Source organism: Variovorax sp. YR750, assembly GCF_900109805.1.
Classification (GTDB): Bacteria; Pseudomonadota; Gammaproteobacteria; order Burkholderiales; family Burkholderiaceae_C; genus Variovorax; species Variovorax gossypii.
Map to the genome: position 1 here is coordinate 236674 of NZ_FOBJ01000006.1, position 25445 is coordinate 262118.

23 protein-coding genes are annotated in these 25445 nt (G+C 67.7%); 8 read left to right on the forward strand and 15 right to left on the reverse strand.

The genetic code is table 11. The features are described 5' to 3' along the window. Positions 1-187: 187 nt before the first annotated feature. Positions 188-409, reverse strand: coding sequence for a DUF1059 domain-containing protein (locus BMY35_RS14780; RefSeq protein ID WP_093200118.1), 222 nt, complete (start codon positions 407-409; stop codon positions 188-190). 22 nt (positions 410-431) lie between these two features. Then, the gene (locus BMY35_RS14785; protein WP_093200119.1) at positions 432-1493 is read right to left on the reverse strand and encodes a class I SAM-dependent methyltransferase; all 1062 of its coding nucleotides are present in this window, start codon (positions 1491-1493) and stop codon (positions 432-434) included. 148 nt (positions 1494-1641) lie between these two features. Here BMY35_RS14785 and BMY35_RS14790 point away from each other — a divergent pair, with 148 nt between their 5' ends. Continuing rightward, positions 1642-2100 (forward strand): helix-turn-helix transcriptional regulator, encoded by a 459-nt coding sequence (locus BMY35_RS14790; protein ID WP_093200120.1) that lies wholly within the window; start codon positions 1642-1644, stop codon positions 2098-2100. 18 nt (positions 2101-2118) lie between these two features. On the opposite strand, the gene BMY35_RS14795 is transcribed toward BMY35_RS14790, so the two are convergent. The 3 genes from BMY35_RS14795 to BMY35_RS14805 all read right to left on the reverse strand — a co-directional run bounded on the left by BMY35_RS14795 (position 2119) and on the right by BMY35_RS14805 (position 6958). Beyond that, positions 2119-3432, reverse strand: coding sequence for an MFS transporter (locus tag BMY35_RS14795; RefSeq protein ID WP_093200121.1), 1314 nt, complete (start codon positions 3430-3432; stop codon positions 2119-2121). A gap of 58 nt (positions 3433-3490) precedes the next feature. Beyond that, the gene (locus BMY35_RS14800) at positions 3491-5131 is read right to left on the reverse strand and encodes a GMC family oxidoreductase (RefSeq protein ID WP_093200122.1); all 1641 of its coding nucleotides are present in this window, start codon (positions 5129-5131) and stop codon (positions 3491-3493) included. Between the two features lie 222 nt (positions 5132-5353). Then, positions 5354-6958: a methyl-accepting chemotaxis protein gene (locus tag BMY35_RS14805; protein ID WP_093200123.1), complete on the reverse strand. Its 1605-nt coding sequence runs from the start codon at positions 6956-6958 to the stop codon at positions 5354-5356. 338 nt (positions 6959-7296) lie between these two features. On the opposite strand from BMY35_RS14805, the gene BMY35_RS14810 reads away from it, so the two are divergent. Next, positions 7297-8109, forward strand: coding sequence for an IclR family transcriptional regulator (locus BMY35_RS14810; RefSeq protein ID WP_093200126.1), 813 nt, complete (start codon positions 7297-7299; stop codon positions 8107-8109). A 34-nt stretch (positions 8110-8143) separates the two neighbouring features. Here BMY35_RS14810 and BMY35_RS14815 read toward each other — a convergent pair whose 3' ends face one another. Together BMY35_RS14815 and BMY35_RS14820 are read right to left on the reverse strand one after the other, a co-directional pair. Further along, positions 8144-9208 (reverse strand): DNA methyltransferase, encoded by a 1065-nt coding sequence (locus tag BMY35_RS14815; RefSeq protein WP_093200129.1) that lies wholly within the window; start codon positions 9206-9208, stop codon positions 8144-8146. Next, the gene (locus BMY35_RS14820) at positions 9201-10385 is read right to left on the reverse strand and encodes a hypothetical protein (RefSeq protein WP_218152994.1); all 1185 of its coding nucleotides are present in this window, start codon (positions 10383-10385) and stop codon (positions 9201-9203) included. The genes BMY35_RS14815 and BMY35_RS14820 overlap by 8 nt, the downstream gene beginning before the upstream one ends. Before the next feature lie 106 nt (positions 10386-10491). On the opposite strand from BMY35_RS14820, the gene BMY35_RS14825 reads away from it, so the two are divergent. Continuing rightward, positions 10492-11703, forward strand: a complete 1212-nt coding sequence (locus BMY35_RS14825; RefSeq protein ID WP_093200130.1) for a DUF2252 domain-containing protein — start codon at positions 10492-10494, stop codon at positions 11701-11703. A 3-nt stretch (positions 11704-11706) separates the two neighbouring features. On the opposite strand, the gene BMY35_RS14830 is transcribed toward BMY35_RS14825, so the two are convergent. Further along, on the reverse strand, positions 11707-12618 hold the full coding sequence (locus tag BMY35_RS14830) for a LysR family transcriptional regulator (RefSeq protein ID WP_093200131.1): 912 nt from the start codon (positions 12616-12618) through the stop codon (positions 11707-11709). 112 nt (positions 12619-12730) lie between these two features. Here BMY35_RS14830 and BMY35_RS14835 point away from each other — a divergent pair, with 112 nt between their 5' ends. From BMY35_RS14835 to BMY35_RS14855, 5 genes are read left to right on the forward strand one after another with little or no spacing between them, the layout of a single operon-like run. Further along, positions 12731-13420, forward strand: coding sequence for an RraA family protein (locus BMY35_RS14835; protein ID WP_093200132.1), 690 nt, complete (start codon positions 12731-12733; stop codon positions 13418-13420). Between the two features lie 19 nt (positions 13421-13439). Continuing rightward, positions 13440-14345 (forward strand): amino acid ABC transporter substrate-binding protein, encoded by a 906-nt coding sequence (locus tag BMY35_RS14840; protein WP_093200133.1) that lies wholly within the window; start codon positions 13440-13442, stop codon positions 14343-14345. A 48-nt stretch (positions 14346-14393) separates the two neighbouring features. Continuing rightward, complete coding sequence (locus tag BMY35_RS14845) at positions 14394-15059, forward strand: RraA family protein (protein WP_093200134.1); 666 nt, start codon at positions 14394-14396, stop codon at positions 15057-15059. A gap of 36 nt (positions 15060-15095) precedes the next feature. After that, positions 15096-15761, forward strand: coding sequence for an RraA family protein (locus BMY35_RS14850; RefSeq protein WP_093200135.1), 666 nt, complete (start codon positions 15096-15098; stop codon positions 15759-15761). Then, complete coding sequence (locus BMY35_RS14855) at positions 15758-16987, forward strand: pyridoxal phosphate-dependent aminotransferase (RefSeq protein ID WP_093200141.1); 1230 nt, start codon at positions 15758-15760, stop codon at positions 16985-16987. Before BMY35_RS14850 ends, BMY35_RS14855 begins: the two co-directional genes overlap by 4 nt. A 20-nt stretch (positions 16988-17007) precedes the next feature. Here the strand turns inward: BMY35_RS14855 and BMY35_RS14860 are convergent, their stop codons facing one another. From BMY35_RS14860 to BMY35_RS14890, 7 genes are all read right to left on the reverse strand, one after another. Further along, a complete protein-coding gene (locus BMY35_RS14860) occupies positions 17008-17805 on the reverse strand; it encodes a sulfite exporter TauE/SafE family protein (protein ID WP_093200142.1) in 798 nt (265 codons plus the stop codon). Further along, positions 17802-19319, reverse strand: coding sequence for an AMP-binding protein (locus BMY35_RS14865; RefSeq protein WP_093200143.1), 1518 nt, complete (start codon positions 19317-19319; stop codon positions 17802-17804). Before BMY35_RS14865 ends, BMY35_RS14860 begins: the two co-directional genes overlap by 4 nt. 2 nt (positions 19320-19321) lie before the next feature. Beyond that, positions 19322-20761, reverse strand: a complete 1440-nt coding sequence (locus tag BMY35_RS14870) for an acylating sulfoacetaldehyde dehydrogenase (protein ID WP_093200144.1) — start codon at positions 20759-20761, stop codon at positions 19322-19324. 15 nt (positions 20762-20776) lie between these two features. Then, positions 20777-21775 carry a tripartite tricarboxylate transporter substrate binding protein gene (locus BMY35_RS14875; RefSeq protein ID WP_093200147.1) on the reverse strand — a complete coding sequence of 333 codons (999 nt, stop codon included), beginning with the start codon at positions 21773-21775 and terminating at the stop codon, positions 20777-20779. Then, the gene (locus tag BMY35_RS14880) at positions 21772-22581 is read right to left on the reverse strand and encodes an IclR family transcriptional regulator (RefSeq protein WP_093200150.1); all 810 of its coding nucleotides are present in this window, start codon (positions 22579-22581) and stop codon (positions 21772-21774) included. Before BMY35_RS14880 ends, BMY35_RS14875 begins: the two co-directional genes overlap by 4 nt. 143 nt (positions 22582-22724) lie before the next feature. After that, positions 22725-24461, reverse strand: coding sequence for a cobaltochelatase CobT-related protein (locus tag BMY35_RS14885; RefSeq protein WP_093200153.1), 1737 nt, complete (start codon positions 24459-24461; stop codon positions 22725-22727). Continuing rightward, positions 24458-25441: an AAA family ATPase gene (locus BMY35_RS14890; protein WP_093200164.1), complete on the reverse strand. Its 984-nt coding sequence runs from the start codon at positions 25439-25441 to the stop codon at positions 24458-24460. Before BMY35_RS14890 ends, BMY35_RS14885 begins: the two co-directional genes overlap by 4 nt. Positions 25442-25445: the final 4 nt, after the last annotated feature.

The following is a 25445-nucleotide window of genomic DNA, read 5'->3' on the forward strand; positions in this document are numbered from 1 at the left end:
GCCCCGCCTTCTTCGTATGGTTCGCCGTGGGTGGCAGCGAACCATAGCGCGACTTGGCGAATCGCGCTTGCCGGGCAAGGGAGCGTTCAAGCGGCGTGCGCGGGCTTCCCCGCAAGGGGAACGCTCGCGTTCAGCCGAAGGTATTCATCGCCGCCATGCAGTGGCAGGCGTTGCCGCGAAGGGCTCGTCAGGCGGGCGTCTTCTGCGCGGGTGCCTGCAGCGGCGGCGTGCCGGTCTTGAAAAGGCCCACCAGTTGCTTGCGCAGCTCGGGCGTGTCGGTGTGGCCGTGGACGGTCACGGCGTGCTGCACGGCGGCATCGAGCAGTTCGCTCTCGCTGTCGGCGCTGAGCGCGACGCTGCAGTTCGTCGTGCTCGGGTACTCGCGGCAATCGATGTATTGGCGTGACATGGCGGCGCCTCCTGGAATGTCCTCACGGACGTGCTTCGAAGATCAGGTTGAAGGGCGTTTCGCTGGCGCGGCGGAAGTGCGCGAAGCCGCCTTTGGCGGCCACGTCGCGCAGGCGCGCCTCGCCGGCCTGCGCGCCCAGGCACAGGCCCACTTCCTGCGAACGCGAGGCCGGCGTGCAGATGAAGTTCGACGCCGAATAGAACACGCGCCCCACGGGGTTCATGTTGTCCTCCAGCCGGTCGTTGGCGAAGGGTTCCACGAGCATCCACGTGCCTCCAGGCTTGAGGCTGCCGCGCACGTGCGCCGCCGCGCCGACGGGGTCGCCCATGTCGTGCAGGCAGTCGAAGAAGGCCACCAGGTCGTAGTCCTTGCCCGGAAAGTCCTTCGCGCTCGCGACCTCGAAGCTCAGCCGCTTCGGATCGTCGATGCCGGCCTTGCGGGCCGTCTCGCGCGCACGCTCGATCGACGGCGCGTGATAGTCGAAGCCGACGAAGCTCGACTCGGGATAGGCCTGCGCCATCAGCAGCGTCGACGCGCCATGCCCGCAGCCCACGTCGGCCACGCGCGCGCCGCGCTCGAGCGCGGCCGGAACGCCTTCGAGCGCCGGGATCCACTGGCTCACCAGGTTGGCCGCATAGCCGGGCCTGAAGAAGCGCTCGGTGCCGTGGAAGAGCGCAGGGTCATGCTCGTGCCAGCCGATGCCCAGGCCCGTGCGCATGGCCTGGATCATCTTGGGCACGGCCTTGAACTGTGCCACCGCGATCTGGAAGGCGCCGGGCACGAAGGCCGGGCTGCCTTCCTCGGCGAGCGCGAAGGCCTGCTCTTCCGTGAGCGAGAAGCGCTGGCTTGCCGGCTCATATTCCACGTAGCCGCTGGCGGCCTGGGCCGAGAGCCATTCGCGCAGGTAGCGCGGATCGGTCTCGGTGCGTTTGGCCAGTTCCTCCGCGGTGCCGGGGCCCTTGGCCATCTCCTTGTACAGGCCGAGCTGGTCGCCCACGACGATGGTTGCGGCGTGCATCACGGCGCCGATGTCATGGACGAAGTTACCCATGAACGCGTTAAGCCTTGTTTCGTCGATAGCCATGTGTATCCCCTTCGCCGGCGGACGGCTCGCGCGTCCCCCGCCTGCCTATACTGGGCTCGCGGCAGAGGGACAGTGGTCATCCTCCGTCCCGCTGCAGGCAGGCGCCATACGCAGCAATGCGTATGCGGCACGATGAAAGGGGCACGCCATGACGCATCTCACGCGCGGCGATTGCGCGAGCGCACTTCGCCTGCTGGAGCAACTCGAGTCCGGACAATCGCCCGTGCGGCATCGCGGCGTGCATGCAATCCGCCGCATGCCGACGAAGGCGCCGCGACGGCGCGAATTCCGCCGGGCCTCGATGCAGGCCGACCACTACCGTCGCGCGGGGCTGGAGCATGCGGTTGCGGTGGCCCTGCTGTACCGGCTGGCCTGCCGCGCAGAGGCGCCGGCTCCTGCCGCCTCGCCGCCGCCCGGCCTTACGCCCCGCGAGGGCGACGTCATGCGCTGGCTATCGTGCGGAAAGACCGATGCCGAGATCGCCGCCTTGCTTCAGATCAGCCCGCGCACCGTGCACAAGCACCTGGAGCACGTGTACGTGAAGCTGGGCGTGGAGACGCGCACGGCGGCCGTGATGCGCGCCCTCGGCATGGGCGGCGCCCTTTGAGACGCTCCGGGAGAACCTTCAGCGCGACGCCACCGCCACCGGCGAATCCGCGGGCGAGGCGCTGCGCCCGATCATCCACGCGCACACCGCCGACACCACGCCCGCGAACAGCACGTACATGCAGATCTGCCACGGCTCGCCACCGCCCGACTTGAGCAGCGCCGTCGCGATGATCGGCGTAATGCCCGAGGCGAAGATGCCCGAGAACTGGTAGACGAAGCTGATGCCCGTGTAGCGCACCTTCGCGTCGAACAGGTCGCAGAAGAGGGCGGCCTCGGGTCCGTACACCGAGGCGTACAGGATGCCGAAGGGCACGATGATCGACAGCCACACCAGCAGCACGTTGCCGCCGCTGTGCGTCATCAGCCAGAAGCCCGGGAACGCCGACACGGCCGTGATGAGCGAGCCCCACATGTACACGCGCGGCCGACCCAGCCGGTCGGACATGCGCCCGAAGAAGGGAATGGCGAAGCACATCACCACCGCCGCGGCCATCACGCCCAGCAGCGCCTCGGTGCGGTTGATCTTGATGGTGGTCGTGAGGTAGTTGATGGAGAACACGCCGAAGATGTTGAAGAACACGCCGTCGATGTAGCGCGCGCCCATGCCCTTGAGCACATTGCCCGGGTAGCGCCGCAGCATGTCCATGAAGGGAATGCGCAGCTCGGCGTTGCGCGCCTTCACCGCGGCGAACTCCGGCGTTTCCTTCACGTGCAGGCGGATATACATGCCCACGATCACCATCGCGCCCGAGATCAGGAAGGCGATGCGCCAGCCCCACGAGAGGAACTGTTCGTCGGTGAGAAGCCACGACAGCAGCGCCACCACGCCCGAGGCCATGCACAGCCCGATGGCCAGCCCGATCTGCGGCAGCGAGGCGTAGAAGCCGCGCTTTTCCTTCGGCGCGTACTCGTAGGCCATGAGCACCGCGCCGCCCCATTCGCCGCCCAGCCCGATGCCCTGCGCCACCCGCAGCAGCAACAGCAGCAGCGGCGCCGCGATGCCGATCTGCGCATAGGTGGGCACAAGCCCGATGAGGAAGGTGGCCACGCCCATGATCATCAGCGTGATGATGAGCATGCTCTTGCGGCCGATCTTGTCGCCGAAGTGGCCGAAGATCACGCCGCCCAGCGGCCGCGTGACGAAGCCCACCGCGAAGGTCGTGTAGGCCAGCAAGGTCGACACCACCGGGTCGCTGCCCGGGAAGTAGAGCTTGTTGAACACGATGCCGGCCACCACGCCGTACAGGAAGAAGTCGTACCACTCGATGGTGGCGCCCACCAGGGCCGAAACCACCACCCTGCGAATCGCTTTCTCGTCGCTTGCACTCATGTTTGTCTCCGATGAGGTTTGTCGTGGCGGCCTCTGCGGGCCTTGGTCTGCAAAAGAATCAGTGCGCGGCGGCCGCCGCTCTCGCGTCCTCTCTGATCAGGTCGACGGCCTTCTCGGCCATCATCACGGCGGGTGCGTTGGTGTTGCCCGACACCAGCGTCGGCATCGCCGAGCAGTCGATCACGCGCAGCCCCGCCACGCCGTGCACGCGCAGGCGCGCATCGACCACGGCGAGGGCGTCGCTGCCCATGCGGCAGGTGCCGGTGGGGTGGAAGATGGTGGCGCCGTTGTTGCGGCAGAACTCCAGCAGGTCGGCGTCGCTCGCGGCGTCGGGGCCGGGCTTCACCTCGCGCTTCACATAGGGCCGCATCGCGGGAGATTCGGCAATCGCGCGTGCCGCCTTCACGCCGGCTACGGTGGTCGCGCGGTCGAGCTCGGTGGAAAGGTAATTGGGCTGCATCTCGGGCGGCTCGGCCGCGTCGAGCGAGCGGATGCGCACGTGGCCGCGCGACTCGGGCCGCAGCTGGCACACCGACATCGTGAAGCCCGAGTACGGATGCACCTTGCCGCCCGCCATGTCGGCCGAGAGCGTGGCGACGTGGAACTGGATGTCGGGCGTGGCCGCCACCGGCCGGCCGCTTTCGTCCTTCAGCGCGCGCATGAAGCAGCCGCCCTGGTTGATGCCCACTGCCAGCGGGCCGGTGCGGTGCAGCAGCCATTCGAGGCCCATGCCCATCTGTCCGAACCAGGAGTTGAGCTGGTCGTTGGTGGTGATGGGCTTTGTGCACTCGTAGCCCAGGCGGATCTGCAGGTGGTCCTGCAGGTTCTCGCCGACGCCGGGTAGCTCGTGCACCGGCGCGATGCCGAAGCGCTCGAGCAGCGCGCGCGGGCCGATGCCCGAGAGCTGCAGCAGCTGCGGCGACTGCAGCGAGCCGGCCGACAGCAGAACCTCCGCGCGGCAGCGCGCGGTCTTCAGCTCGCCGCCCTGGCGGTAGGTGATGCCCGCGGCGCGCCGGCCGTCGAACACCAGCCGTTCGGCCATCGCCTCGGTCTCGATGCGGAGGTTGGGCCGCCGCTTCACCGCCGGCGTCAGGTAGGCCTTGGCCGTGCTACAACGCCAGCCCTTGTGCGTGGTGAGCTGGTAGTAGCCGGCGCCTTCCTGCGCGGCGCCGTTGAAGTCGCTCGTGCGCGGCACGCCGGTCTGCGCGGCACCGTCGATGAAGGCTTCGATCAGCTCATGCTTCGCCGCGATGTCCGAAACTTTCAGCGGCCCCTCGCCACCGTGGAAGGCGTCGCCGCCGCGCTGGTTGCCCTCGGAGCGGATGAAGTAGGGCAGCACTTCGTCGTAGCTCCAGCCGGCGTTGCCGAGCGCGGCCCAGTGGTCGTAGTCCTCGCGCTGGCCGCGGATGTAGATCAGGCCGTTGATGGAGCTCGATCCGCCCAGCGTCTTGCCGCGCGGCCAGTAGATGCGCCGGCCGTTCATGTTCGGGTCGGGGTCGGTCTCGAAGCGCCAGTTGTAGGTGGGGCTCCACATCGTCTTGCCGTAGCCGATGGGCAGGTGAATCCACAGCGAACGGTCCGCCGGGCCAGCCTCGAGCAGCAGCACGCGCGTGGCCGGGTCTTCGCTGAGCCGGCCGGCGAGCACGCAGCCGGCGGAGCCTGCGCCGACGACGATGTAGTCGAACTCTTCTTCAGGCATGCAATGGGGTCCTGGGAGGTTCTGTGGGTCTTGCTGGCGTCGTGCGGAGGAGCGAGCACAGCACCTGACCGAATCCTAGGCCATTGATTTTCGGAACGCAATGTTCCATTTTTAAGGTTTACCCGCATGCCGGCGTGCGAGAGACGGGCTGCTCCAGGCGTCCGCCGAACCTTTGCAGTCGAAGAGCCGTGTTGCTCAGGAATTGGGAAACCTGCCCCCGGTTCACGCCGGGATCTGAAGCACTGGCGTGGCGCTCGGACGGGGTGCCTTGATCCGGAAGACCGAAACGGCTTCCACCAGTCGGTCGGCCTGGAACTTCATGCTTCCGGCGGCGGCTGCGCTTTCCTGGACCAGCGCGGCATTCTGCTGTGTTGCCTGGTCAAGCTGCATCACCGCCTCGCTGACCTGCGCTACACCGACGCTTTGCTCGGAGCTGGCCGTGCTGATTTCGCCGACGATGTCCGCGACCCGCCTGATGGAGTCGACGACTTCCGACATGGTGACTCCGGCGCGATCCACCAGCGCCGAACCGGTTTCGACGCGATCGACGCTCGCGCTGATCAGTGCCTTGATTTCCTTGGCGGCGTCGGCCGACCGGCTCGCGAGACTGCGCACTTCGGAGGCAACCACAGCGAAGCCTCGCCCCCGCTCGCCCGCGCGCGCGGCCTCGACGGCTGCGTTCAGCGCGAGGATGTTGGTCTGGAAGGCGATGCCGTCGATCACGCCGATGATGTCGGCGATCCGCCTGCTGCTGTCGTTGATGCTCTTCATCGTCTCCACGACCTGCACCACGACCTCGCCGCCGCGCATGGCCACGGTGCTCGCGCTGTCGGCGAGCCGGTTCGCTTCGGTGGCGTTGTCGGCGTTGCGCCTGACGGTGGAATTGAGTTCTTCCATGGAGGCCGCGGTTTCTTCGAGCGAAGACGCCTGCGACTCCGTTCGACGGGAAAGGTCGTTGTTGCCATGAGCGATCTCGGCGCTCGCCACGGCGATGCTGTCGGCGGAAGAGCGGACCTGGCCGATGAGCCCCACCAGCTGCCGCTGCATGATGGCCATGGACGCTAGCACGCTGCCCTCGGGGGCCTCGTGCGCGCCGTCGATTTCGCGGAGATCGCCCTCGGCGACGTTGTGGGCTGCCACGCTGAGCTTGGCCGGTTCGTCGCCAAGAGCCAGGAAAAGACGACGCGCAATGAAGACGCCCAGCGCTGCTGCAGCAAGCACGGCAAAGATGCTCAAGGCAAGCAGCAGGGTCCGCTGCCTGGAATACGCGGCCGCGGAAGCCTCGACGTTCCTTCGGGAAATCTCTTCGCCGTGGTCCATGTATTCCTTCGAGGCGGCGAGAAGTTGCACGAGCAAGGGCCTGCACTCTACGTTCATCTTCTGGATGGCCTCGTCGAGCTTTCCGGCACCGGCGAGCTCGACGATGGACAACGCGATGGGCAGGTACTCCTTTTCGATTTTTTGGATCCTTGCAAAGATGGCTCGCTCGCCGTCCGTGATGTCTTCTCCAGCTTCGAGCGCTGCCTTGAGTTCTTTCAAGCCGGATTCCAGCTGTCCGTTGCTTCCGACCGCCATCGCCTTGGCCGATTCGCGATCGGTCGGACGGTCCAGAAGCACCATGTCGCGCACGCCGATGGCCCGCTGACTGGCCGCGACGCTGATGCCGGTGGCCAGCGCCTGACGATGTGCGATGCCGGCGATGTATCCGGAGAAGCGATGGTCGGCCGCGCTCAGCGAACGCTGGGCCAGCAGGCTCACGAGCAGCACCAGCAGCGCGAGTACGGTGAAAGTCCCGGCGAGCAGTTTCCGGGTCGAGAGAGTTTTCATGGGTCCAAATCCGGAGAGAAGGAAAGAAAAGGGCAATACGCATTGCCGGAAGTGCCGCGTTCCGGGCGGCCGGCTTCCGTGCTTTTCTTTTCGGCCATGAATGCTGTTTTCTTAAGTCTTGCTTCCTCTTTTTTGTTTTTTGATAACAAATGGCAGATTTTTGTTTACGAAGCGAGCTTTTATCGATCTTTTGAGCACTGCATGCGTCAGCGAATACGGGTTCTCTGTCCGGAGTTTCCGGAATACCCCGAAAGCCCGGCAATGGAACAATCGCCCCCGCCTGGCTGTTCACGGCCGGCGATTCCTGGAATGTTTCTCCGCCCATAAGGTTTATCTGCATGTCACGTAATGCGCGCGTATCTGCCGCAGCGATTCCCCCGGAGGAGCCGGAGCCCGCGTCCGCCTCCGCCTCCGGCTCCTCGGCCGAGCGCAGCCTGCGCCTGCTGGCGCTGCTTGCCAACGAAGGCCGCGCCCTCACGCTCGCCGAGCTCGCCGCGCAGCTCGGCCTGCCCAAGGGCACCGCGCACCGCATCTGCACTCAGCTGCTGGCCACCGGCTTCCTCGCGCGCGACGTGGACGAACGCTCCTTCACCGTCGGCCCCGCGCTGCGCAGGCTGGCCTTCGATACGCTGAACCACGGCGTGGTGCGTGGGCTGCGGCACGAGGTGCTGTCGGCGCTGGTGCGTCAGGTGGGCGAGACCTGCAACCTCACCACGCTCGACGGCGCGCAGGTGCTGTACCTCGACCGCGTCGAAGCGCAATGGCCGCTGCGCCTGACGCTCGACGTGGGCTCGCACGTGCCGCTGCACTGCACGGCCAGCGGCAAGCTTTTCCTCGCGCAGATGCCGGCGAAGGCGCGCGATGCATTCATCGACGGGCTGCCGCTGGAGCGCATGACGCCCAACACCATCACCAGTGCCGATGCGCTGCGCACCGAGTGCGATGCGATCGCGAAGCAGGGCTATTCGCGAGACAACGAGGAATTCATCGCCGGCCTGGTGGCGGTGGCCGTGCCGGTGCGCGACGCGGCCGGCGCGGTGCGCGCCGCGCTGGCTGTGCATGCTCCGACGGCGCGCATGTCGATGGACGACGCCGTCCGGCGCATCGACGCGCTGAAGGCTGCGGCCGAGAAGATGGCCGCGCTGCTCTGAGGCGGCCCGGATACTGCTACTGCTACTGCTACTGCTACTGCTCGTAGCAGATGTCCAGCCGCACCATGGCGCCGCTGCTGTCGACTCTTTCCGCTCGGAAGTAGTAGCGCCCGCGATAGCTCTCGAAATGCAGGGGCAGGGCGACAGGTTCGTCCCAGCTCGCCAGCGCGAAGCCACGGTCGCGCAAGTCGCGCAGCAGCGCGTCCAGCCGCTGCGGATCGGCAGCGACGCGAATGTCAGCGTCGGCCGGTTGCGTGTCCTGCTTCGGGTCTTGCAGCCATCGCGCGAAGCTGCCGACGAGGGTGAAGGCATGGCCTTGCGCGCGCAAGGCCTCGAGCAGTTCGGCCGTGGCTTGCAGATCGATGCGCGCGCGTTGCTTGCGGAACACCAGCGCGTATTCGTGGCGGCGGTCCGTGCGTGCCGCGTCGGCATCGTCGGCGGCACCTGTTTCTTCGCCGTGCGGGTAGATCAGCACCCGCTCTTCTTCCATGGTGAAGAGCGAACCGAGGATGCGCGCGAGATCGAAGGCCAGGGGCAGCATGCGCTCGCCGATGCGGAGGTTCTGCACCATCGCTATGCAGTGGCCGTCTTCGCGCAGATGGGTGCGAACGGCGTGGAACACGTCGCGCAGGCCTTCCAGGTGCTGCGCATAGCTGCGGCTGTCGTAGAGCTGGCCGGCAGCCGGTGCTCCCGGCCATCGGCATCCGAAGTAGGGCACGTTGGTGAGGCAGAGCTCGAAAGGCTGCGGTGCCGCGCCGTCGAGTGCGTCGCAGGAGCCGTGCAGCAAGGCGACGCCGTCGTCATCGGCACCGATGCCGTGGCGCGCGAGCCGCTCGCGAATCAGCCCGAGCCGGTCCGCGTCGACTTCGCAGCCGGCGGCCCGCCGGCCTTCGAGGCGCGCCGCGAGCAGGGTCGTGCCGAAGCCCGCGAAGGGATCGAAGACCGTGTCGCCGGGCTGCGAGAAGCGGCGGATGAACGGCGTCATCTGCTCGACCCAGCCGCAGTCGCGCGCGCCCAGCGGGTCGCGTGCGCGCAGGTCGTCGGGCAGGCGGTGGCGCGGCGACTCGTGGTCGAGCATCAGCCAGCTGTGGTCAGGCATCGGCATGCTCCCGCGACGAACGGGTGTCGAGCAGCACGTCGCGTCCCGACTCCCAGCCAGCGCAGAGTTTTCCGTCGGCGAAATAGACCAGCTTGTAGATGTCGCCGCTCGCGTGGCGTGCGTGCATGGCGCCGTAGTCGGAGCTCTCGAAGATCACGGCCAGGCCGTCCGCGGTGCGCAGGCGCAGGTTCCAGAAGTAGTAGCCCTCGGTCAGGCTCTCGACCGTCCATCCGCGGGAGACGTCATCGTCGTCGAGGCAGGCGGCCAGCAGCGCGTCCATCGGCACCCGCTGTGCCTGCAGGTAACGGGCCGTGGCGTTCTCGCGGTAGCTGCCGTCGAGCCGCGAGAACTCCCTGAAGACGACGGTGCCGGCGCCGCAGCGCTCCCGAGCCCACGAGAGGTAGGCCGCAACGTCCGGCGGCCGCGCGATGCCGTCGCGCTGGAGGATGCACACCATGCGCAGCGGCATGGCCGAGGCCAGTTGTTGCGCGGTCCGCTCGAACACCGCCTGGTCGGCAATGGCGAGCCCGGGCCTGAAACGCATGATGGCCTGGTTGGCCGCTCCGTCGTGGTGATGGCGGGACAGCTCGAGCCAGCTCAGGCCGAAGTCCCGCAGCGCGCGTCGCAGGCCGGAGCCGTCGGGCTTGGCGAAGCCGGCGCCGTTGCTGTACAGCACGCGGTCTTTCACGAGCGGGCCATCGCCGGCTTCGGCGGCAGCCAGCGTATCCAGAAGCCGGAGCATCCAGCCGGCGTCGTCGCTGGTCTCCAGGCCCGAGAGCGACCACGACAGCGGCACGCCGCGCAGGGCCCGCAGCGCGCGGGCAAGGCCGTCGAAATAGCCGTGGTCGGGCCGAAGCAGGGAGGCCGGCACGCCACCGTCGGCCTTGCGCAGATTCTCCGAACAGAAGCCGCAGCGCGCGGAGCAGGGCTGCACCGATGCGTAGGGCGTGAAGGTCAGCGGCTGTGCAAGGCGCCACCGGACACCGCCGATGGCATGCGGGTGCCAGCGCGTCGCCTGGCGAGGGTCGGGCGCACGCAGACTGACCTGCCCGGCCGCGGCGCGCAGTCGGGCGAAGAACGGCGAGCCCGCGCTGCGGGGCAGGTCGGCGACGTCCACCCTGTCGATGGGAACGATGGGGACGCGCGCGGCACTGTCGGAGGGGGCTGCAAGAAGCATGTCGGGCGGATCGGCGAGCCGGAAGTCGGGGCAGCCGCAACGATACGACACCGCGCCGCATGCATTGACAGAGAATCTGCCGCTCACCCAGCGGGAGAAAAACGCCATGGCCAACGTCGTCAAGACCATCCGCAACTTCAACGCCGGCCGCGACCCCGAGCGCCTGGCGATGAAGTACGAGAAGCTGCGTTCCAGCCCCTTCGTCTTCCTGCGCGGCACCTGCCACCTTTTCCACGACCGCCTGCCCTCGGACGCGCTGTTCGCGAAGGCGCCCGTGGCCTGGCTGTGCGGTGACGCCCACCTGGAGAACTTCGGCAGCTACAAGGGCGACAACCGGCTCGTGTACTTCGACATCAACGACTTCGACGAGTCGGCCCTTGCGCCCGTGACGTGGGAGCTGGTGCGCTTCCTCACGAGCATCCTGGTGGCCGGCGACAGCCTGCGCGCCACGCGCGACGACGCGAACGCGCTGTGCAGGGTGTTTCTCGACGGCTATGCCGGCGCGCTGGCGCTCGGCAAGGCCCGCTGGGTGGAGCGTGACACCGCCAGCGGCCTGATCCACGATCTGCTCGCGACGCTCAAGGCCCGCACCCGGCCCGAGCTCCTGGACAAGCGCACCGAGCGGAAGAAGAACGGCCGCAGGCGCATCCTGCGCGACGGAGAGCACGCGCTGCCGGCCGACAAGGCCGGGCAGGAACGGGCGAAGAAGCTGGTCGCCGCGTTCGCGGAGACGCAGGACAACCCCGGCTTCTTCAAGGTGCTCGACGTGGCCCGGCGCATCGCCGGCACCGGCAGCCTGGGCGTGGAGCGCTACGTGATCCTGGTCGAAGGCAAGGGCTCGCCCGACGGCAATTACCTGCTCGACCTGAAGCAGGCACCCGCGTCGTCGCTCGTGCCGCACCTGGCGAAGATCAGGCAGCCCGCATGGCCGTCGAACGCGCACCGCGTGGTGACGCTCCAGCGCCGCATGCAGGCCGTGTCGATGGCCTTCCTGCACCCGATCGTCGACGGCAAGTCTTCCTACGTGCTGCGCGGCCTGCAGCCCAGCGAAGACCGCGTGAGCCTCGACGTGCGTCGCACCGGCCTCGACCATGTCCGAGGCACGATCGCGGAGATGGGGCAGCTGATGGCCTGGGCGCACCTGCGCAGTTCGGGGCGCCAGGGTTCGGCGATTGCGGATGCGCTGGTCGATTTCGGCGCATCGGTGAAGTCGTGGCGGCGCGATCTGCTGGACGCCGCGCAGCAATGCGCCGTGCAGGTAGAGGAGGACTGGGAGGTCTATTGCGCGGCCTACGATGCTGGCAAGCTGGTGCCGTGAGCGTCACAACGCCACCGACTTCACGTCGGTGCTCGTCGCTATGCCGACGATCTGCTCGATCATCGGGTCCGGCACGCGGTTGCTCCACGCGACGGCGATGGTCACGAGGCTCACCTCCTCGCGCAGCGGCCGCACCACTACCGTGTCTCCACCGATGTTCTGCAATCCCAGCGGCACCAGCGCCACGCCCTGGCTGCATCCGACCAGTGCGATCTGCGAGGCGACGGAACGCGTTTCATGGAGGATGCGCGGCGTAAACCCATGCGAGTGGCACGCGGAGACGATGCCATCGAAGAACGAAGGGCTCACTCGTCGCGGGAACATGATGAACTCCTCGTCCGCCAGGTCGCGCATGCTCACCACGGGCTGACGCGCAAGCGCGTGCCAGGGTGGTAGCGCAACGCCCAGTTGTTCGGTCAGCAGCGGGCGGGTGCTGATCGCGGCGCCGGTCTCGCCTTCCATGCGGGCGAACGCAATGTCGATCGTTCCGTCTCCCAGGGCCGTCAGCGCCTCGGCACTGTCGATCTCGATGACTGCGAGCTTCACGTCCGGCATCGCGACCTTCACCTGTGCAATGAGCGTGGGCAGCAGGCTCGCCATGGCTGAAGTGATGGCGCCGATGGTCACGACACGGCCCTTGCCCGAGATCGCCTCCTGCACGGCGACTTCGAGCCGCTCCATATGAAGCACCAGTTTCTGCACGGCCGGCAGGATGGCCGTGCCTTCCGGCGTGAGCTGCACGCCCTTGCTGGAACGCTCGAAGAGCTTCACCCGCAGCGCCGCTTCCAGCACCTGGATCTGCTCCGTCAGCGGCGGCTGCGACATGCCGAGCCGTGCGGCCGCGCGCCGAAAGTGCCGTTCCTGTGCCACGACAGAGAACAGGTACAGGTGTTTGAGGAGCCGGAAGTTGATCATGTGATATGCCAAGCCTATCAAGCTATTCGTCTTATGGGAATGGACGTATCGGAACGGGCACTGGAACATTGCGGCGCTGTCCCAGCTTCCGTGCAACTCTCCAACGACACCCATGACCGCCGACCTTCACCGACTCTCCCGCCTCGCGGCCCTCGACACCAACACCGTCTCCGACGCGCTCGACTTCCTGAACCTGCCAGGCGCCACTGTCGGGCTGAGGCCTCTGTGGGATTGCCCCCGCATCGTCGGCCGGGCCTCGACCATCCAGCTTGCGCCGAAGCAGGTTGATGGCGAACTCACCGTGCACCCCATTACCAGCGTGATTGCGCAGAGCCAGGGCGACGACCGCATCCTGGTCATCGCGGGCGGCATCGAAGGCATCTCCTGCTGGGGCGACATCGTGGCCAATGCGGCGCGCATGAAGCACATCCGCGGCTCCGTCCTCGACGGCTACAGCCGCGACATCGCCGGCAGCGAGGAGATCGGCTATCCGGTGTACGGGCGTGGCGTGACCATGGTGAGCGCGCGAAACCGTCTCGTGCAGACCAGCGTGGGTGAGCCCGTCGTGGTTGCGGGCGTGAAGGTCGCGCAGGACGACTTCGTGATCGCCGACCGATGCGGCTCGGTTTTCATCGCTGCCGCGCACATCGACGACGTGCTCGACATCGCGGAGCGAACTGCCTCCAAGCAGGCAGGCATGGTGTCGAGAATCCGCGCCGGCCAGTCGGTGGCTGAAGCGATGCACGACAGGAACTTTGCGGCCGTCATGGACGAGCGCGCCGCAGAGCTTCCTTCCCGCTGAGTTGCAAGAAAGGTCTTCCATGAATCCGCTTTCCTCGCTGGCAACGGCCGTCGTGCTTGCGTGCGCGCTGGCCGCACCGGTCGGCGCACAGACGCTCGAGAAGATCCGAAGCACCGCGACCATCACCCTCGGCGTGCGCGACAGCTCGATGCCCATGTCCTACCTGCTGGCCGAGAACCAGCCAGTCGGGTTTCAGGTGGACATCTGCCATCGCATCGTCGAGGCCATCCGCAAGAACCTGGGGCTCCAGAAGATCGATGTCCGCTACCAGGTGGTGACCTCGCAGAACCGCGTGCCGCTGGTGAGGAACGGCAGCGTCGACTTGGAGTGCGGCTCGACCACCAACAACCTCGCGCGCCAGCAGGACGTTGCTTTCACCCTGACGACCTACATCGAGGAGGTGCGCATGGCCGTTCGCACTGCGTCGAACATCCGCTCCGTCAAGGACCTGGAAGGCAAGACCGTCGTGGCGACCACGGGCACCACGTCCGTGCAGCATCTGCGCCGTAACAGCCGCGCCGGCGGCCTGAAGATCAATGAAGTGCTCGGCAAGGATCACGCGGAAAGCTTCCTGATCCTGGAGTCGGGCAAGGCCGACGCCTGGGTCATCGATGCAGGCCTGCTCAGCGCCACGATTGCCGCGTCGAAGAATCCGTCGGAGTTCGCCGTCGTGGGCGAGGTGCTCAATACGGAGCCGCTGGCCATCATGCTGCGCAAGGACGATGCCTCCCTGAAGGCCATCGCCGACGACACCATCCGCGAGTTGATCCGCTCGGGGGAGATGAAGACGCTCTGGAGCAAGTGGTACCTGGAACCCATTCCACCGCGCGGCGTGCGCCTGAACATGGCGCCGCCAGCCGCGCTGCAGCGCCTCTGGGCGCAGCCCAACGATCTTCCGATGGAAAGCCATGCATCCCCGAAATGACCGACTTGACCGCAGTCCGGGCAACACGACCGTGACGGGTGCCTTCCGATGAGCAATCCCAACTTCGAGTTCGGTCCGGTCCCCCCGCTGGCCCCACGGCATCTGACCGATGCCTTGCAGTCGGTGGTGACGCCGCACATCAGCGACAACCTTCGCCGCCTGTCGGGCATTACCGGACTGCGGCGTTTCCACCGGTCCAGGAAGCTGGTCGGCACGGCCTACACCATCAAGGCGCGGCCGGGCGACAACCTGCTGATCTACCGTGCCTTGAAGGAGATGGAGCCGGGCCACGTTCTCGTGGTCGACGGCGGCGGCGATCCGACCAACGCCCTTGTGGGCGAACTGATCATGCTCTACGCGATCCAGCGCGGCTGCGCCGGCTTCGTGATCGACGGCGCGATCCGGGATACGGGCGCCTTCTTCGAAGCCGACTTCCCATGCTTCGCGCGCAGCGCGACCCATCGCGGCCCCTACAAGCTCGGCCCGGGAACGGCGAATCGCGCAGTCACCGTGGGCGGCCAGGTGGTGCAGCCAGGCGACATCGTCGTGGGCGACGAGGACGGCATCGTCACCTTCGCGCCAGCGGATGGCGATCGACTGCTGAAAGCCGTCGAACAGACCGTGCGGACGGAGAACGCCATCAAGACCGAGATTGCAACCGGACGGCCCGGGCAGGGCTGGCTCGACAAGGTGCTCCAGGCCCATGGCCTCTAGCAGATAGAGATAGCCCGATTCGAAAGGAAAAACAGAATGAACCAGCAAGACCAGGCGTTGGTCGCATTGTTCGAAGAACTGGACACACCCGGTGTCTCCGACGCCATGGACAGGCTCGGCCTGCCGGGCCATTGCTTCGGCATCATGCCCCTGGGGAACTACAGCCAGGTCGTCGTGGGGCCTGCCTTCACCGTGAAGTACGTCCCCGCCAGCACGCCGGCTGGTTCGGTCGGCGACTTCATCGACGATGTCGCCGAGGGCGATGTGCTTGTCATCGACAACGACGGCCGTACCGATTGCACGGTATGGGGCGACATCATGACCCAGTACGCGCAGCAGAAGAAGATCGCCGCGACGGTCATCGACGGTGTGTGCCGCGACGTGTCCAGGGCACTGAACGACGGCTACCCCCTGTTCACCAGGGGACGTTTCATGCGCACCGGAAAAGACCGTGTGCAGGTCGAAGGCGTGAATGTGCCAGTGGCAATCGGATGCGCCCGGGTGGTGGCGCGCGATATCGTCGTGGCCGATGCGAACGGCGTGCTGGTGGTGCCGCGCGCGAGGGCGCAGGAAGTCGCCGAGCTCGCCCGCAGGATCGAGGCGGCGGAAGCGGAGATCCGTGCACAGATCGAGCAAGGCCGGACACTCGGGCAGGCGCGAGAGGCGCTGGGGTATCACACGCTGCAGAGGAAGGCGGGATGAACGCCATCGACTCGTCGTTGGCTATCGGGCGACTGAACGTTCACCTGCACAGCGCGCAGCCGTCCGCTACCTACAGGATGATGGATCGCGTTGCCGCGCGACGGGCAGCGGGAGCAAAGGTCATTTCCCTCTCGGCTGGAGAGCCTGACTTCGACACGCCCGTGCATATCTGCGACGCCGCAGTCGATGCCATCCGCAGCGGCCACACGCGCTACACCCAGGTGGCCGGCATGCGTGCGTTGCGCGAGGCCGTCGCGGCGAAGTTCAGGCGGGAGAACGGCCTGGACGTTGCATGGGAAGACACCATCGTCTGCTCCGGCGGCAAGCAGGTGATCTTCAATGCGCTCGCGGCCACGCTGAACGCCGGCGACGAGGTGATCGTGCCGGCGCCGTACTGGGTGAGCTACCCGGAGATCGTGCAGCTTTGCGGTGCCAGGCCAGTCGTCATCGCATGCGACAGCGCATCCGGGTTCAAGCTGACCCCCGATGCGCTCGACAGGGCCATCACGCCGCGTACGCGCTGGCTCATTCTCAATTCGCCGAGCAATCCGACGGGCGCGGTGTATTCGTTGCAGGAACTGCGCGCGCTCGGGGAGGTGCTGCTGAAGCACCCGCATGTGCTGGTTCTGGCCGACGACATCTACGAGCACCTGGTCTTCGACGGTGCCGGGTTCTTCACGCTGGCACAGGCCGAACCGCGTATCGCGCCACGCACCCTGACCATGAACGGTGTATCCAAGGCCTATGCGATGACCGGCTGGCGCATCGGTTTCGGCACCGGGCCGCGCTGGTTGTTGGACGCCATGGAAAAGCTGCAGGGTCAACAGACCTCCGGCGCCAGTTCGATATCGCAACACGCGGCACTCGCTGCCCTGAACGGCCCGCAGGATTTCATCCGCGAGGCAAGGCACTCGTTCGAGCGGCGGCGCGATCTGCTGGTGGCCTCGCTCAACGGCACGCCGGGCCTGCGATGTGACCAACCCGGTGGTGCGTTCTATGCCTTCGTTTCCTGCAAGGACCTGATCGGCGGGACCACGCCCGCGGGCACCGTGTTACGGACCGATGAAGATGTCGCGGGCGCGTTGCTCGAGGAAGCGAACGTGGCTGTGGTTCACGGCAGCGCCTTCGGGTTGGGTCCTTACTTCCGGATCGCCTACGCGCTGGACGAGAAGTCGCTTCACGATGCCTGCAGTGCAATAGATCGTTTCTGCAAGGCGCTCTCGTAGTCCTGTGGATATGTGCCGGCTCAGCCCAACCAGCTGGCCACCGACCGCAACACACTCACCGTCGCCAACGCAATCAGCAGATTCAGCACATGCCGCCTGAACTGCTCCGGCGACACGCCCTTGAACGAGCGCTGCCCCCACCAGATGCCTGCGAGCATCGCCGGTGCCAGCCACAGCGCCCACTTGAGTGTGTCCGGCCCCAGCAGGTTGCCTGATGCCTGCGTTGAAGAAGGCATCAGCGCCGCGCAGATCAGCGACACCACGTCGCTGAACAGCAGCAGCGCAATCAGCGTGGCGCGCAGTGCGGCGGGCGCCATCTTCGCGGTGCTCAGCAGCACCGCGATGGCGATGCCGCCGATGGCCGCCACGCCGTTGATGAAGCCCGAAGCCAGTCCGGCAACCAGCCGCAGGCCGCGCGTGGGCTCCAGCGCGACATGCGTGCCTGCGCGCAGCAGCAATGCTGCCGCCATCAGCAGCACGCCGATCAAGAGGCGCAGCGGCGTCTCGGGCAGCCACGCGAGCAGCGCCACGCCGATGGGAATGCAGATCAGGTTGCCGAGCATCAGCCAGCCTAGCCACGGCATGTCAACGTCGCGCGCGATGCCGCGCAGCTGGCTCAGGCTGGCGAGGATCTCCAGCATGAAGATCGCGGGCACCACCAGCGCGGGCGACACCACCAGCGACATGCCCGCCACGGTGATGGCCGAGAAGCCGAAGCCCGCGAAGCCGCGCACGATGCCGGCCGCGAACACCACGCACAGGCTGTAGGCCAGCGTCGCCGGCGCCAGCGGCGGCACCAGCAGTTCGGCCGCCGTCATGCCTCGAAGAGCGGCGTCAGCTTCAGGCGCTGCACCTTGCCGGAAGGGCCGCGCGGCAGGTCCTGCACGAAGCGGTAGTGGCCGGGCGCCTTGTAGCGGCCGAGCACGGTGGCGGCGAAGTCGCGCAGCTCTTCCTCGGTGCAGGCGCTGCCTTCGCGCAGCACGATGCACACGCCGATCTCCTGGCCGTAATGGCGGTCGGGCACGCCGACGGCGGCGGCTTCGAGCACGGCAGGGTGCTTCAGCAGGGCCTCGTCGATCTCGCGCGGCGCGATGTTCTCGCCGCCCTTGATGATCAGTTCCTTGATACGGCCGGTGACGAAGAAGAAACCGTCTGCATCGCGGTGGCCCAGGTCGCCGGTGCGCAGCCAGCCGTCGGGCGTGAAGCTGGCGCGGGTGGCTTCCTCGTTCTTGTAGTAGCCGAGCATCACGTTGGGCCCACGGATGACGATCTCGCCGGTAACGCCGTTGGGCACGGCCGAGAGCTTGTCGTCGACCACGCCGGCCATGCAGCCCGAGGCGCGGCCCACCGAACCGAGCTTGCGTGTGGCCGGATCCATCGGGTTGGAGAACGACGGCGCAGCCGTCTCGGTGAGGCCCATGGTCTCGACGATGCCGATGCCGAACATCTGCTCGAAGGCGCGCAGGTGCTCCGGCGGCAACGCGGCCGAAGCGGACCGGCAGAAGCGGATGGCCAGCGTCTGCGCGAGCGGCGGTCGCGGGCCCTCGAGCAGGTACGAGATCATGGTGGGCACCACGTTGATCCAGCTGCACTGCGTCTGCGTGGCCTGCTCCCAGAAGCGGCCGGCCGAGAACTTCGGCGGCATCGCGAGGCTGCCGCCGTGCGCCAGCGGCGCGAGCATGGTCACGGTGAAGGCGTTGATGTGATAGAGCGGCAGCACCGCGAGCACGCGGTCGGACGGGCGCAGCTGATGCTCGGCGCTGATGGCGTGCGCGTTGGCCGCCAGGTTGCGCTGCGTGAGCATCACGCCCTTGGGGTTGCCGGTGGTGCCCGAGGTGTACATCAGCAACGCGACGGCATCGGGCGAGGGCGGCGGCACGTCCTCGGCGGCTTCTTCTTCGCCGGGCAGCGCGTCGCCTTCGGGGTCGACCACGATCAGCTTCACCGGCCGGTCGAAGGTGTCGACGATGCCGCGCACGCGCGATTCCCATTCGGGCGCGACGCAGACCATGCGGCAGTCGGAGTGCGAGAGCACATAGTGCATCTGCTCGGGCTGCGACAGCAGGTTGACCGGGTTCACGCGAAAGCCGCCATGCATCGCGCCCAGCAGCAGGCGCAGCGTCTGCAGGCCGTTGGGCATGACGACGGACACCGTGTCGCCCGGCTGCATGCCGAGCCCGCGCAGCACGGCCGCGACGCGACGGCATCCGCGCGCGAGCTCGCCATAGGCGATGTGCTGTTCCGATTCCGTGGCGCGCGCGTACACCGCGTGCGGCTGCTGCTGTGCCTGGCGCTCGATCAGCGCATGCACCGTGGTCGCGGCCGCCGTCATCTTCACTTCGCGCCGTGGCTGGCGAAGAAGGCGCCGAAGATGTCTTCCTCGCTCGGCACCACCTCGGGAATCGGCCGCGACACGCGCGTGATGTTCAGGTAGTGACGGTAGTTCATGTTGTCGGAGAAGTTGTTCTTGCCCCAGGTGCCGCAGCCCATCGACAGCGAGAAGGGCAGCCCGTTGTCGAAGCTGCCGCCGGTGGCGATGCAGTGCGCCTGGTCGACGATCACGCGCGACACCGGCAGCGTGAGGCCCAGCGCCATCGCTCGCTCTGGCACGGCGCTGTGCAGGCCTACCGAATGGCCTGCGCCCTCATAGGAGTAGATGCGCGCCACGGTTGCGGCGGCCTCGTCGAAGTCGCGCGCCGCATACACCGCGAGCACGGGGCTCAGCTTCTCGCCGGAGAAGGGGTGGTCGTGCCCCACGCCGTCCTCGGCCACCATGAGGATGCGCGGGTCGGCTTCGGCAATCGCCTGCCACGCGGCCCGGTTGGCGCCATCGACCTCGGCCGCGCGCTCGGCGATGACGCGCGCCGACTGCCCGATGACGGCGGCCGAGAGCTTGCCCTCGGGCCACATCAGCTTCTGCAGCGTGGCTTTCTGCGCGTCGGCGAGCATGACGGCGCCACGGTCCTTCAGTGCCGAAAGCATCTTCGCGCGCACCGCGTCGACGATGACGAGGCTGTTCTCCGACGAGCAGCTCGTCGCGTTGTCGAAGGTCTTCGAGCGCACGATGCGGTCAGCCGCGGCTGCTGTATCCGCCGTCTCGTCGACGATGCCCGCCACGTTGCCCGCGCCCACGCCGAAGGCCGGCGTGCCGCTTGCGTACGCCGCGCGCACGTTGGCCTGCGAGCCGGTGGCCACCACCAGATCGCACAGGCGCATCAGCTCGGCGGTCGACTGCTTGTTGACCGGCGCCGGCAGCAGCTGCACGAGGTCGCGCGGCGCGCCGATGCGGTCGAACTGCTGGTGGATGAATTCGATGAGCCGCGCCGCCGTCGACCAGCCCTTGGGCGAGGGCGCGACGATGACTGCGTTGCGCCCCTTGAGCGCATTGATGATCTTGTTGGCCGGCGTGGCGCCCGGGTTGGTCGAGGGCGTGACGGCGCACACCACGCCCACGGGCCGCGCGATCTCGACGATGCCGCGCGCCGGGTCTTCGGCGATCACGCCGACCGAGCGCGCGCCGTGCAGGTCGCGCAGCAGGCCGAAGGTCTTGCGGTGGTTCTTGCGCACCTTGTCCTCGACGTTGCCCACGCCGGTGTCCTTCACGGCCAGCTCGGCCAGCTCGCGGTTGCGCGCGGGCTCGATGATGGCCCAGCCCGCCGCGACCACGGCGGTGTCGACCTGCGCCTGCGACCAGGTCTCGTAGATGCGCTGCGCGGCGCGCGCGCGCGCCACCAGCTCGGCGATGGGGGAGGAGGGGGTGTTCGTATGTTCCATGGGGACCTGTGTGGCTCAATCCACCTTGATGCTGGCTTCCTTGGCGAGCTTCTGCCAGCGCACGAGTTCGGCGGTCACGACCTTGCCCAGTTGCTCGGGCGTTCCGCCCACGCCTTCGCTGCCTTGCGCGAGCAGCTTGTCGCGGATCTCCGGCTCCTTCACGACCGTGTTGATCACGCGGTTGAGCTTGTCGATGGCGGGCTTCGGCGTCTTCGCCGGCACGAACACGGCGTACCAGGAGTCGACGTCGAAGTCGGGAACGCCGGCCTCCTGCATCGTCGGCACGTCAGGGAAGGCCGCGCTGCGCTTGGTGGTGGAAACGGCGAGCGCCTTGAGCTTGCCGGCCTTCACGAACTGCGCGGCGGCGGGAATGGATACCCACAGCAGCGGCACCTGTCCGCCCATCACGTCGGTCACGGCAGGGCCGCCGCCGCGATACGGCACGTGCGTCATCTGGGTGCCGGTGCGCAGCTTCAGCAGCTCGCCAGCGAGGTGCCCGGGCGAGCCGTTGCCTACCGAGGCAAAGGAGATGCTGTCGGGCTTGGCCTTGGCCAGCGCGACCAGCTCGGCCACCGTGTTCGCCGGAAACTGCGTGTTGGCCACCAGGATCTGCGGCAGCGAGGCGACCATGCCCACGGGCGCGAAGTCTTTAGCGGTGTCGAAGCCCAGCTTCGCGTAGATGGCGGGGTTGATGGTGTGCGACGACAGCGTGAAGAGCACCGTGTAGCCGTCGGGCGGCGACTTGGCCACCAGTTCGGTGCCGATCGAGCCGGCCGCGCCGCCGCGGTTGTCGATGAGCACCTGCTGGCCGAGCAGGGCCGAGAAGCGCTCCTGCACGATGCGCGCGATCACGTCGGTGCCGCCGCCGGGCGGGTAGGGCACGATCAGCCGGATAGGCTTCGTCGGGTAGTCGCCGCCGTTGTCCGCCTGCGCGGCGAGGGGCGATGCGAGAGCGGTGAGTGCGGTGACGGCCAGCAACCCGGCGCGCAGCCAGGAAGCGAAGAACAGCTTCATTCGAGTCTCCTTCTCTTTGTGATCGACATCGGCGATGGCCCGGCCGGTGCGGCGCCCACGCGATAGCCCAGCGTGACGCTGGCATCGCGCGCGCAGGCCATCAGGTGATCGGCCAGCCCGCGTGCCTGCGTGCGCGCGAAGCGGATCGAGGGCACGCTCATGCCGACGGCCGCCACGGCCTCGCCGCGCGCATTGAGCACGGGCACGCCGAGGCCGCAGACGCCGATGCGCCATTCCTCGCGGTTCTCGGCGTAGCCGCGGGCGCGGGAGCGTTCCAGCTCGTTGAAAAGGGTTTCGAAGTCGGTGATGCTGTTCTTCGTGTGCGCCTCCAGCGTGCCGAGGCACTCCTGCAGCGCCGGCACGCCCAGGCCCGCTGCCGCGAGAAGCGCCTTGCCCGAGGCCACGCAGTACGCGGCCGCGCGGCCGCCGATGCGCGAGTAGGCGGCCACGGGCAGGGGGCTGTCGAACTTGTCGAGGTAGACGATCTCGGCGCCGTCGAGCACCGCGAGGTGGATGGTCTCGCCGGTGGCCTGCGCCAGTCGCGCGAGATGAGGGCGCAGCAGCGAGCCGATGTCCGATGCCTCGGAAACCATGGCGCCCAGCTCGAAGAGCCTGAGGCTCGGCCGGTAGGTGCTCGTGTCCGGGTCCTGCACGGCCCAGCCGCACTCCACCAGGGTCTGCAGCGTGCGGTGCGCGTTGCTGCGCGCCATGCCGAAGGCCTGGGCCAGGTCGGTGACGCGGCAGTCGCGCTGCTGGCGCACCATCCATTCGATGGCGGCGAGACCCTTGGCAAGCGTGGAGTCCATGAGGCTTCGGCTTTCATTCGTGTTCCAGATATTGGAACAGCGTTCTTGAATTTGAAACGCAATGTATGAACCCGGTGCCCCCTTTGTCAATCGGGGACTTGGATGTAGTTCCAAAGGCCTCAGCGGCTCGACGGCTCAGCGGCTCAGCGCCGATGGCGCCCGGCCATGAGTTCGATGACTTCGCGAAAGATGGCGTTGCCGCTGGAGGTCGCCAGGTCGAGCACGTGGCTTCGGCTGTAGTAGGGGCTCAGGTCGAGGCCCACGCCGATGCCTGCGATGGCGATGTCGCCGCGCTGCTCCTGGCGCGCGATCACGTCGCGCAGGTGGTGGTCGAGGTAGTGAGCGTCGTTGGCGAGATGGGTGGCGCTGTCCATCGGCGAGCCGTCGGAGATCGCCAGCAGCAGCTTGCGCGCCTCGCCGCGCTGTCGCAGCCGCATGCAGGCCCAGTCGACGGCTTCGCCGTCGATGCCTTCGCGGAACAGGTCGGCCTTGAGCAGCGCCGCCATCGCGGGCCGCGCGCGGCGCCATGGCGTGGCCACGGCCTTGAAGACGACGTGGCATCGTTCGTTGAGCCGCCCCGGATGCGGCGGCCGGCCCGCGCGCACCCACTCGCGCTGCGGGCGTCCGCCGTTCCACGCACCGGTGGTGAAGCCCAGCACCTCGCAGGCCACGCCGGCCTGCTCGAGCGCGCGCGCGAACACGTCGACCATCATCGCTACCGATTCGGCGTGTTCCTTCATCGAGCCCGAACAGTCGATGAGGAAGGTGACGACGCAGTCGGCGATCGGCTCCATGCGCTCGGTGCGGAACAGCCGGCGCTCGGTGGGCGAGGCCACGAGCTGCGCGAGGCGGCGGCCGTCGACGAGCCCTTCTTCCTGCGCGCCGTCCCAGCCGTCGCGCTCGGGTTCGGCGAGCAGTGCGCGCAGTTCACGCGCGAGGCGGCCGATGTTCACGCCCTGCGCGGAGATGCGGCGGTCCAGCCGTTCGCGGTGGTCCGCTAGAACTTCCTTGCGCGCGAGTGCGGCGGCATCGTGCTCGCGGTCGTAGGCATCGGAGAAGACGCGGTATGCACCGCCCGCGCCTTCGAGCACCTCGCTGCGGCCCGACTCGGCGGTGGTGAAGCGCTCGACGATCTCCTGGTCCATGTCGGCCACGAGACTGAACACGCTGCGTTTGTCGTCCACATGCGCGTCGCGCCCGGCATCGCTGTCTTCTTCTCCAGCCTCGTGCAGCATCGCGGCCACCGTGCGCGCGATGGCGCGGGCGTGCACGGCGTATGCAGCCTGGTCTGCGCGGTCCTTGCGCAGGCCGGCCAATGCGTGCCCGATCAGCGGCGCGAGCGCGAAGCGCGTGGCTTCGAGCATGTCCTCGGTTTCTTCCACCACCTGCTCGCCGCTGACACGCGCACGGCAGATCTGCGCCACGGCATACAGCAGCAGGCCGCGCGCGGTGTCGGTCAGGCCCGAGTGGTGGAAAGCCAGAGACCACTGCTCGTGCCGGTGCCGCAGGTTGTGCCGCATGCCGGCCATGATCTCGGGCGCAAGCGCTTCGACGCGGAACTGCTCGAGCATCTCGAACAGCATGCGCTCGACCGGCTCCTCGGGTCGCAGGCTTTCGTGCAGCGCCGCGTCCGATGCGGTGAGCCGCAGTGCGAGGCCGTCCGCCACGCCGCGAAAGGAAGCGAAGTCGTCGGTCTCCGGCGATGGGTGCAGGTGCGGCGCGAACCACGGAAGCGCGGCGCGGCCACGATGCAGCCGCCGTCCGCGAAAGTGCAGGTCGCGCTCGCCGCTGAAGGCGCGCACCACGCCCGCGCAGAGCTCCGCGACCAGCTCTTCCTGCCGCACGCGGCGCTGCATCGCGCTCGCGGGGCCGGTGGTCATTCGCGCGAGTCCGATGAGAGCTGGTGCGACTCCTTCAGTTCGCGGTCGAAGCAGCGCTGGAAGTATTCGGCCACCAGCGGCCGTTCCGCGTCGTCGCACTTGTTGACGAAGGACAGGCGGAAAGCCAGCGCCGGGTCCTTGAATATCTCGACGTTCTCGGCCCAGGTGATGACGGTACGCGGCGACATTAGCGTCGAGAGGTCGCCAGCCGCGAAGCCCTTGCGCGTGAGGTCGGCCACCGCCACCATCGACGCGACCAGCTTCGTGCCCGCCTCGTCGGCCAGCGAAGGCACGCGCGCCTGCACGATGGCGATTTCTTCCGCGGCCGGCAGGTAGTCGAGCGAGGCCACGATGTTCCAGCGGTCGATCTGCGCGTGGTTGAGCCGCTGCGCGCCGTGGTACAGCCCGTTGAGATTGCCCAGGCCCACGGTGTTGGCCGTGGCGAACAGGCGGAAGAAGGGGTGCGGGCGCAGCACCCGGTTCTGGTCCATCAGCGTGAACTTGCCGTCGCGCTCCAGGATGCGCTGGATGACGAACATCACGTCGGGCCGGCCCGCGTCGTACTCGTCGAAGATCAGCGCCACCGGCCGCTGCAGCGCCCAGGGCACGATGCCTTCCTGGAACTCGGTGACCTGCTTGCCTTCGCGCAGCACCACCGCGTCCTTGCCGACGAGGTCGAGCCGGCTGATGTGGCCGTCGAGGTTCAGGCGCACGCAGGGCCAGTTCAGCCGCGCCGCCACCTGCTCGATGTGGGTCGACTTGCCGGTGCCGTGCAGGCCCTGAACCATCACGCGCCGGTCGCGCGTGAAGCCGGCGAGGATGGCGAGCGTCACGTCGGGGTTGAAGCGGTAGACCGCGTCGATCTCGGGCACGTGGTCGTCGCGCTCGTTGAAGGCGGGTACGCGCAGGTCGGAGTCGATGCCGAATACCTCGCGCACGCTGAGCATCCTGTCGGGTCGAAGGTCGGCGGTGTCGGTCATGGCG

What these genes read in the sequence shown, in the direction of transcription:
- BMY35_RS14790 (WP_093200120.1), top strand. Translation starts at nt 1,642, where the DNA reads ATGACGCATCTCACGCGCGGCGATTGCGCGAGCGCACTTCGCCTGCTG.
- BMY35_RS14880 (WP_093200150.1), bottom strand. Translation starts at nt 22,581, where the DNA reads ATGGACTCCACGCTTGCCAAGGGTCTCGCCGCCATCGAATGGATGGTG.
- BMY35_RS14885 (WP_093200153.1), bottom strand. Translation starts at nt 24,461, where the DNA reads ATGACCACCGGCCCCGCGAGCGCGATGCAGCGCCGCGTGCGGCAGGAA.
- BMY35_RS14810 (WP_093200126.1), top strand. Translation starts at nt 7,297, where the DNA reads ATGTCACGTAATGCGCGCGTATCTGCCGCAGCGATTCCCCCGGAGGAG.
- BMY35_RS14815 (WP_093200129.1), bottom strand. Translation starts at nt 9,208, where the DNA reads ATGCCTGACCACAGCTGGCTGATGCTCGACCACGAGTCGCCGCGCCAC.
- BMY35_RS14875 (WP_093200147.1), bottom strand. Translation starts at nt 21,775, where the DNA reads ATGAAGCTGTTCTTCGCTTCCTGGCTGCGCGCCGGGTTGCTGGCCGTC.
- BMY35_RS14825 (WP_093200130.1), top strand. Translation starts at nt 10,492, where the DNA reads ATGGCCAACGTCGTCAAGACCATCCGCAACTTCAACGCCGGCCGCGAC.
- BMY35_RS14795 (WP_093200121.1), bottom strand. Translation starts at nt 3,432, where the DNA reads ATGAGTGCAAGCGACGAGAAAGCGATTCGCAGGGTGGTGGTTTCGGCC.
- BMY35_RS14805 (WP_093200123.1), bottom strand. Translation starts at nt 6,958, where the DNA reads ATGAAAACTCTCTCGACCCGGAAACTGCTCGCCGGGACTTTCACCGTA.
- BMY35_RS14860 (WP_093200142.1), bottom strand. Translation starts at nt 17,805, where the DNA reads ATGACGGCGGCCGAACTGCTGGTGCCGCCGCTGGCGCCGGCGACGCTG.
- BMY35_RS14830 (WP_093200131.1), bottom strand. Translation starts at nt 12,618, where the DNA reads ATGATCAACTTCCGGCTCCTCAAACACCTGTACCTGTTCTCTGTCGTG.
- BMY35_RS14800 (WP_093200122.1), bottom strand. Translation starts at nt 5,131, where the DNA reads ATGCCTGAAGAAGAGTTCGACTACATCGTCGTCGGCGCAGGCTCCGCC.
- BMY35_RS14780 (WP_093200118.1), bottom strand. Translation starts at nt 409, where the DNA reads ATGTCACGCCAATACATCGATTGCCGCGAGTACCCGAGCACGACGAAC.
- BMY35_RS14845 (WP_093200134.1), top strand. Translation starts at nt 14,394, where the DNA reads ATGAGCAATCCCAACTTCGAGTTCGGTCCGGTCCCCCCGCTGGCCCCA.
- BMY35_RS14785 (WP_093200119.1), bottom strand. Translation starts at nt 1,493, where the DNA reads ATGGCTATCGACGAAACAAGGCTTAACGCGTTCATGGGTAACTTCGTC.
- BMY35_RS14835 (WP_093200132.1), top strand. Translation starts at nt 12,731, where the DNA reads ATGACCGCCGACCTTCACCGACTCTCCCGCCTCGCGGCCCTCGACACC.
- BMY35_RS14870 (WP_093200144.1), bottom strand. Translation starts at nt 20,761, where the DNA reads ATGGAACATACGAACACCCCCTCCTCCCCCATCGCCGAGCTGGTGGCG.
- BMY35_RS14890 (WP_093200164.1), bottom strand. Translation starts at nt 25,441, where the DNA reads ATGACCGACACCGCCGACCTTCGACCCGACAGGATGCTCAGCGTGCGC.
- BMY35_RS14820 (WP_218152994.1), bottom strand. Translation starts at nt 10,385, where the DNA reads ATGCTTCTTGCAGCCCCCTCCGACAGTGCCGCGCGCGTCCCCATCGTT.
- BMY35_RS14840 (WP_093200133.1), top strand. Translation starts at nt 13,440, where the DNA reads ATGAATCCGCTTTCCTCGCTGGCAACGGCCGTCGTGCTTGCGTGCGCG.
- BMY35_RS14850 (WP_093200135.1), top strand. Translation starts at nt 15,096, where the DNA reads ATGAACCAGCAAGACCAGGCGTTGGTCGCATTGTTCGAAGAACTGGAC.
- BMY35_RS14855 (WP_093200141.1), top strand. Translation starts at nt 15,758, where the DNA reads ATGAACGCCATCGACTCGTCGTTGGCTATCGGGCGACTGAACGTTCAC.
- BMY35_RS14865 (WP_093200143.1), bottom strand. Translation starts at nt 19,319, where the DNA reads ATGACGGCGGCCGCGACCACGGTGCATGCGCTGATCGAGCGCCAGGCA.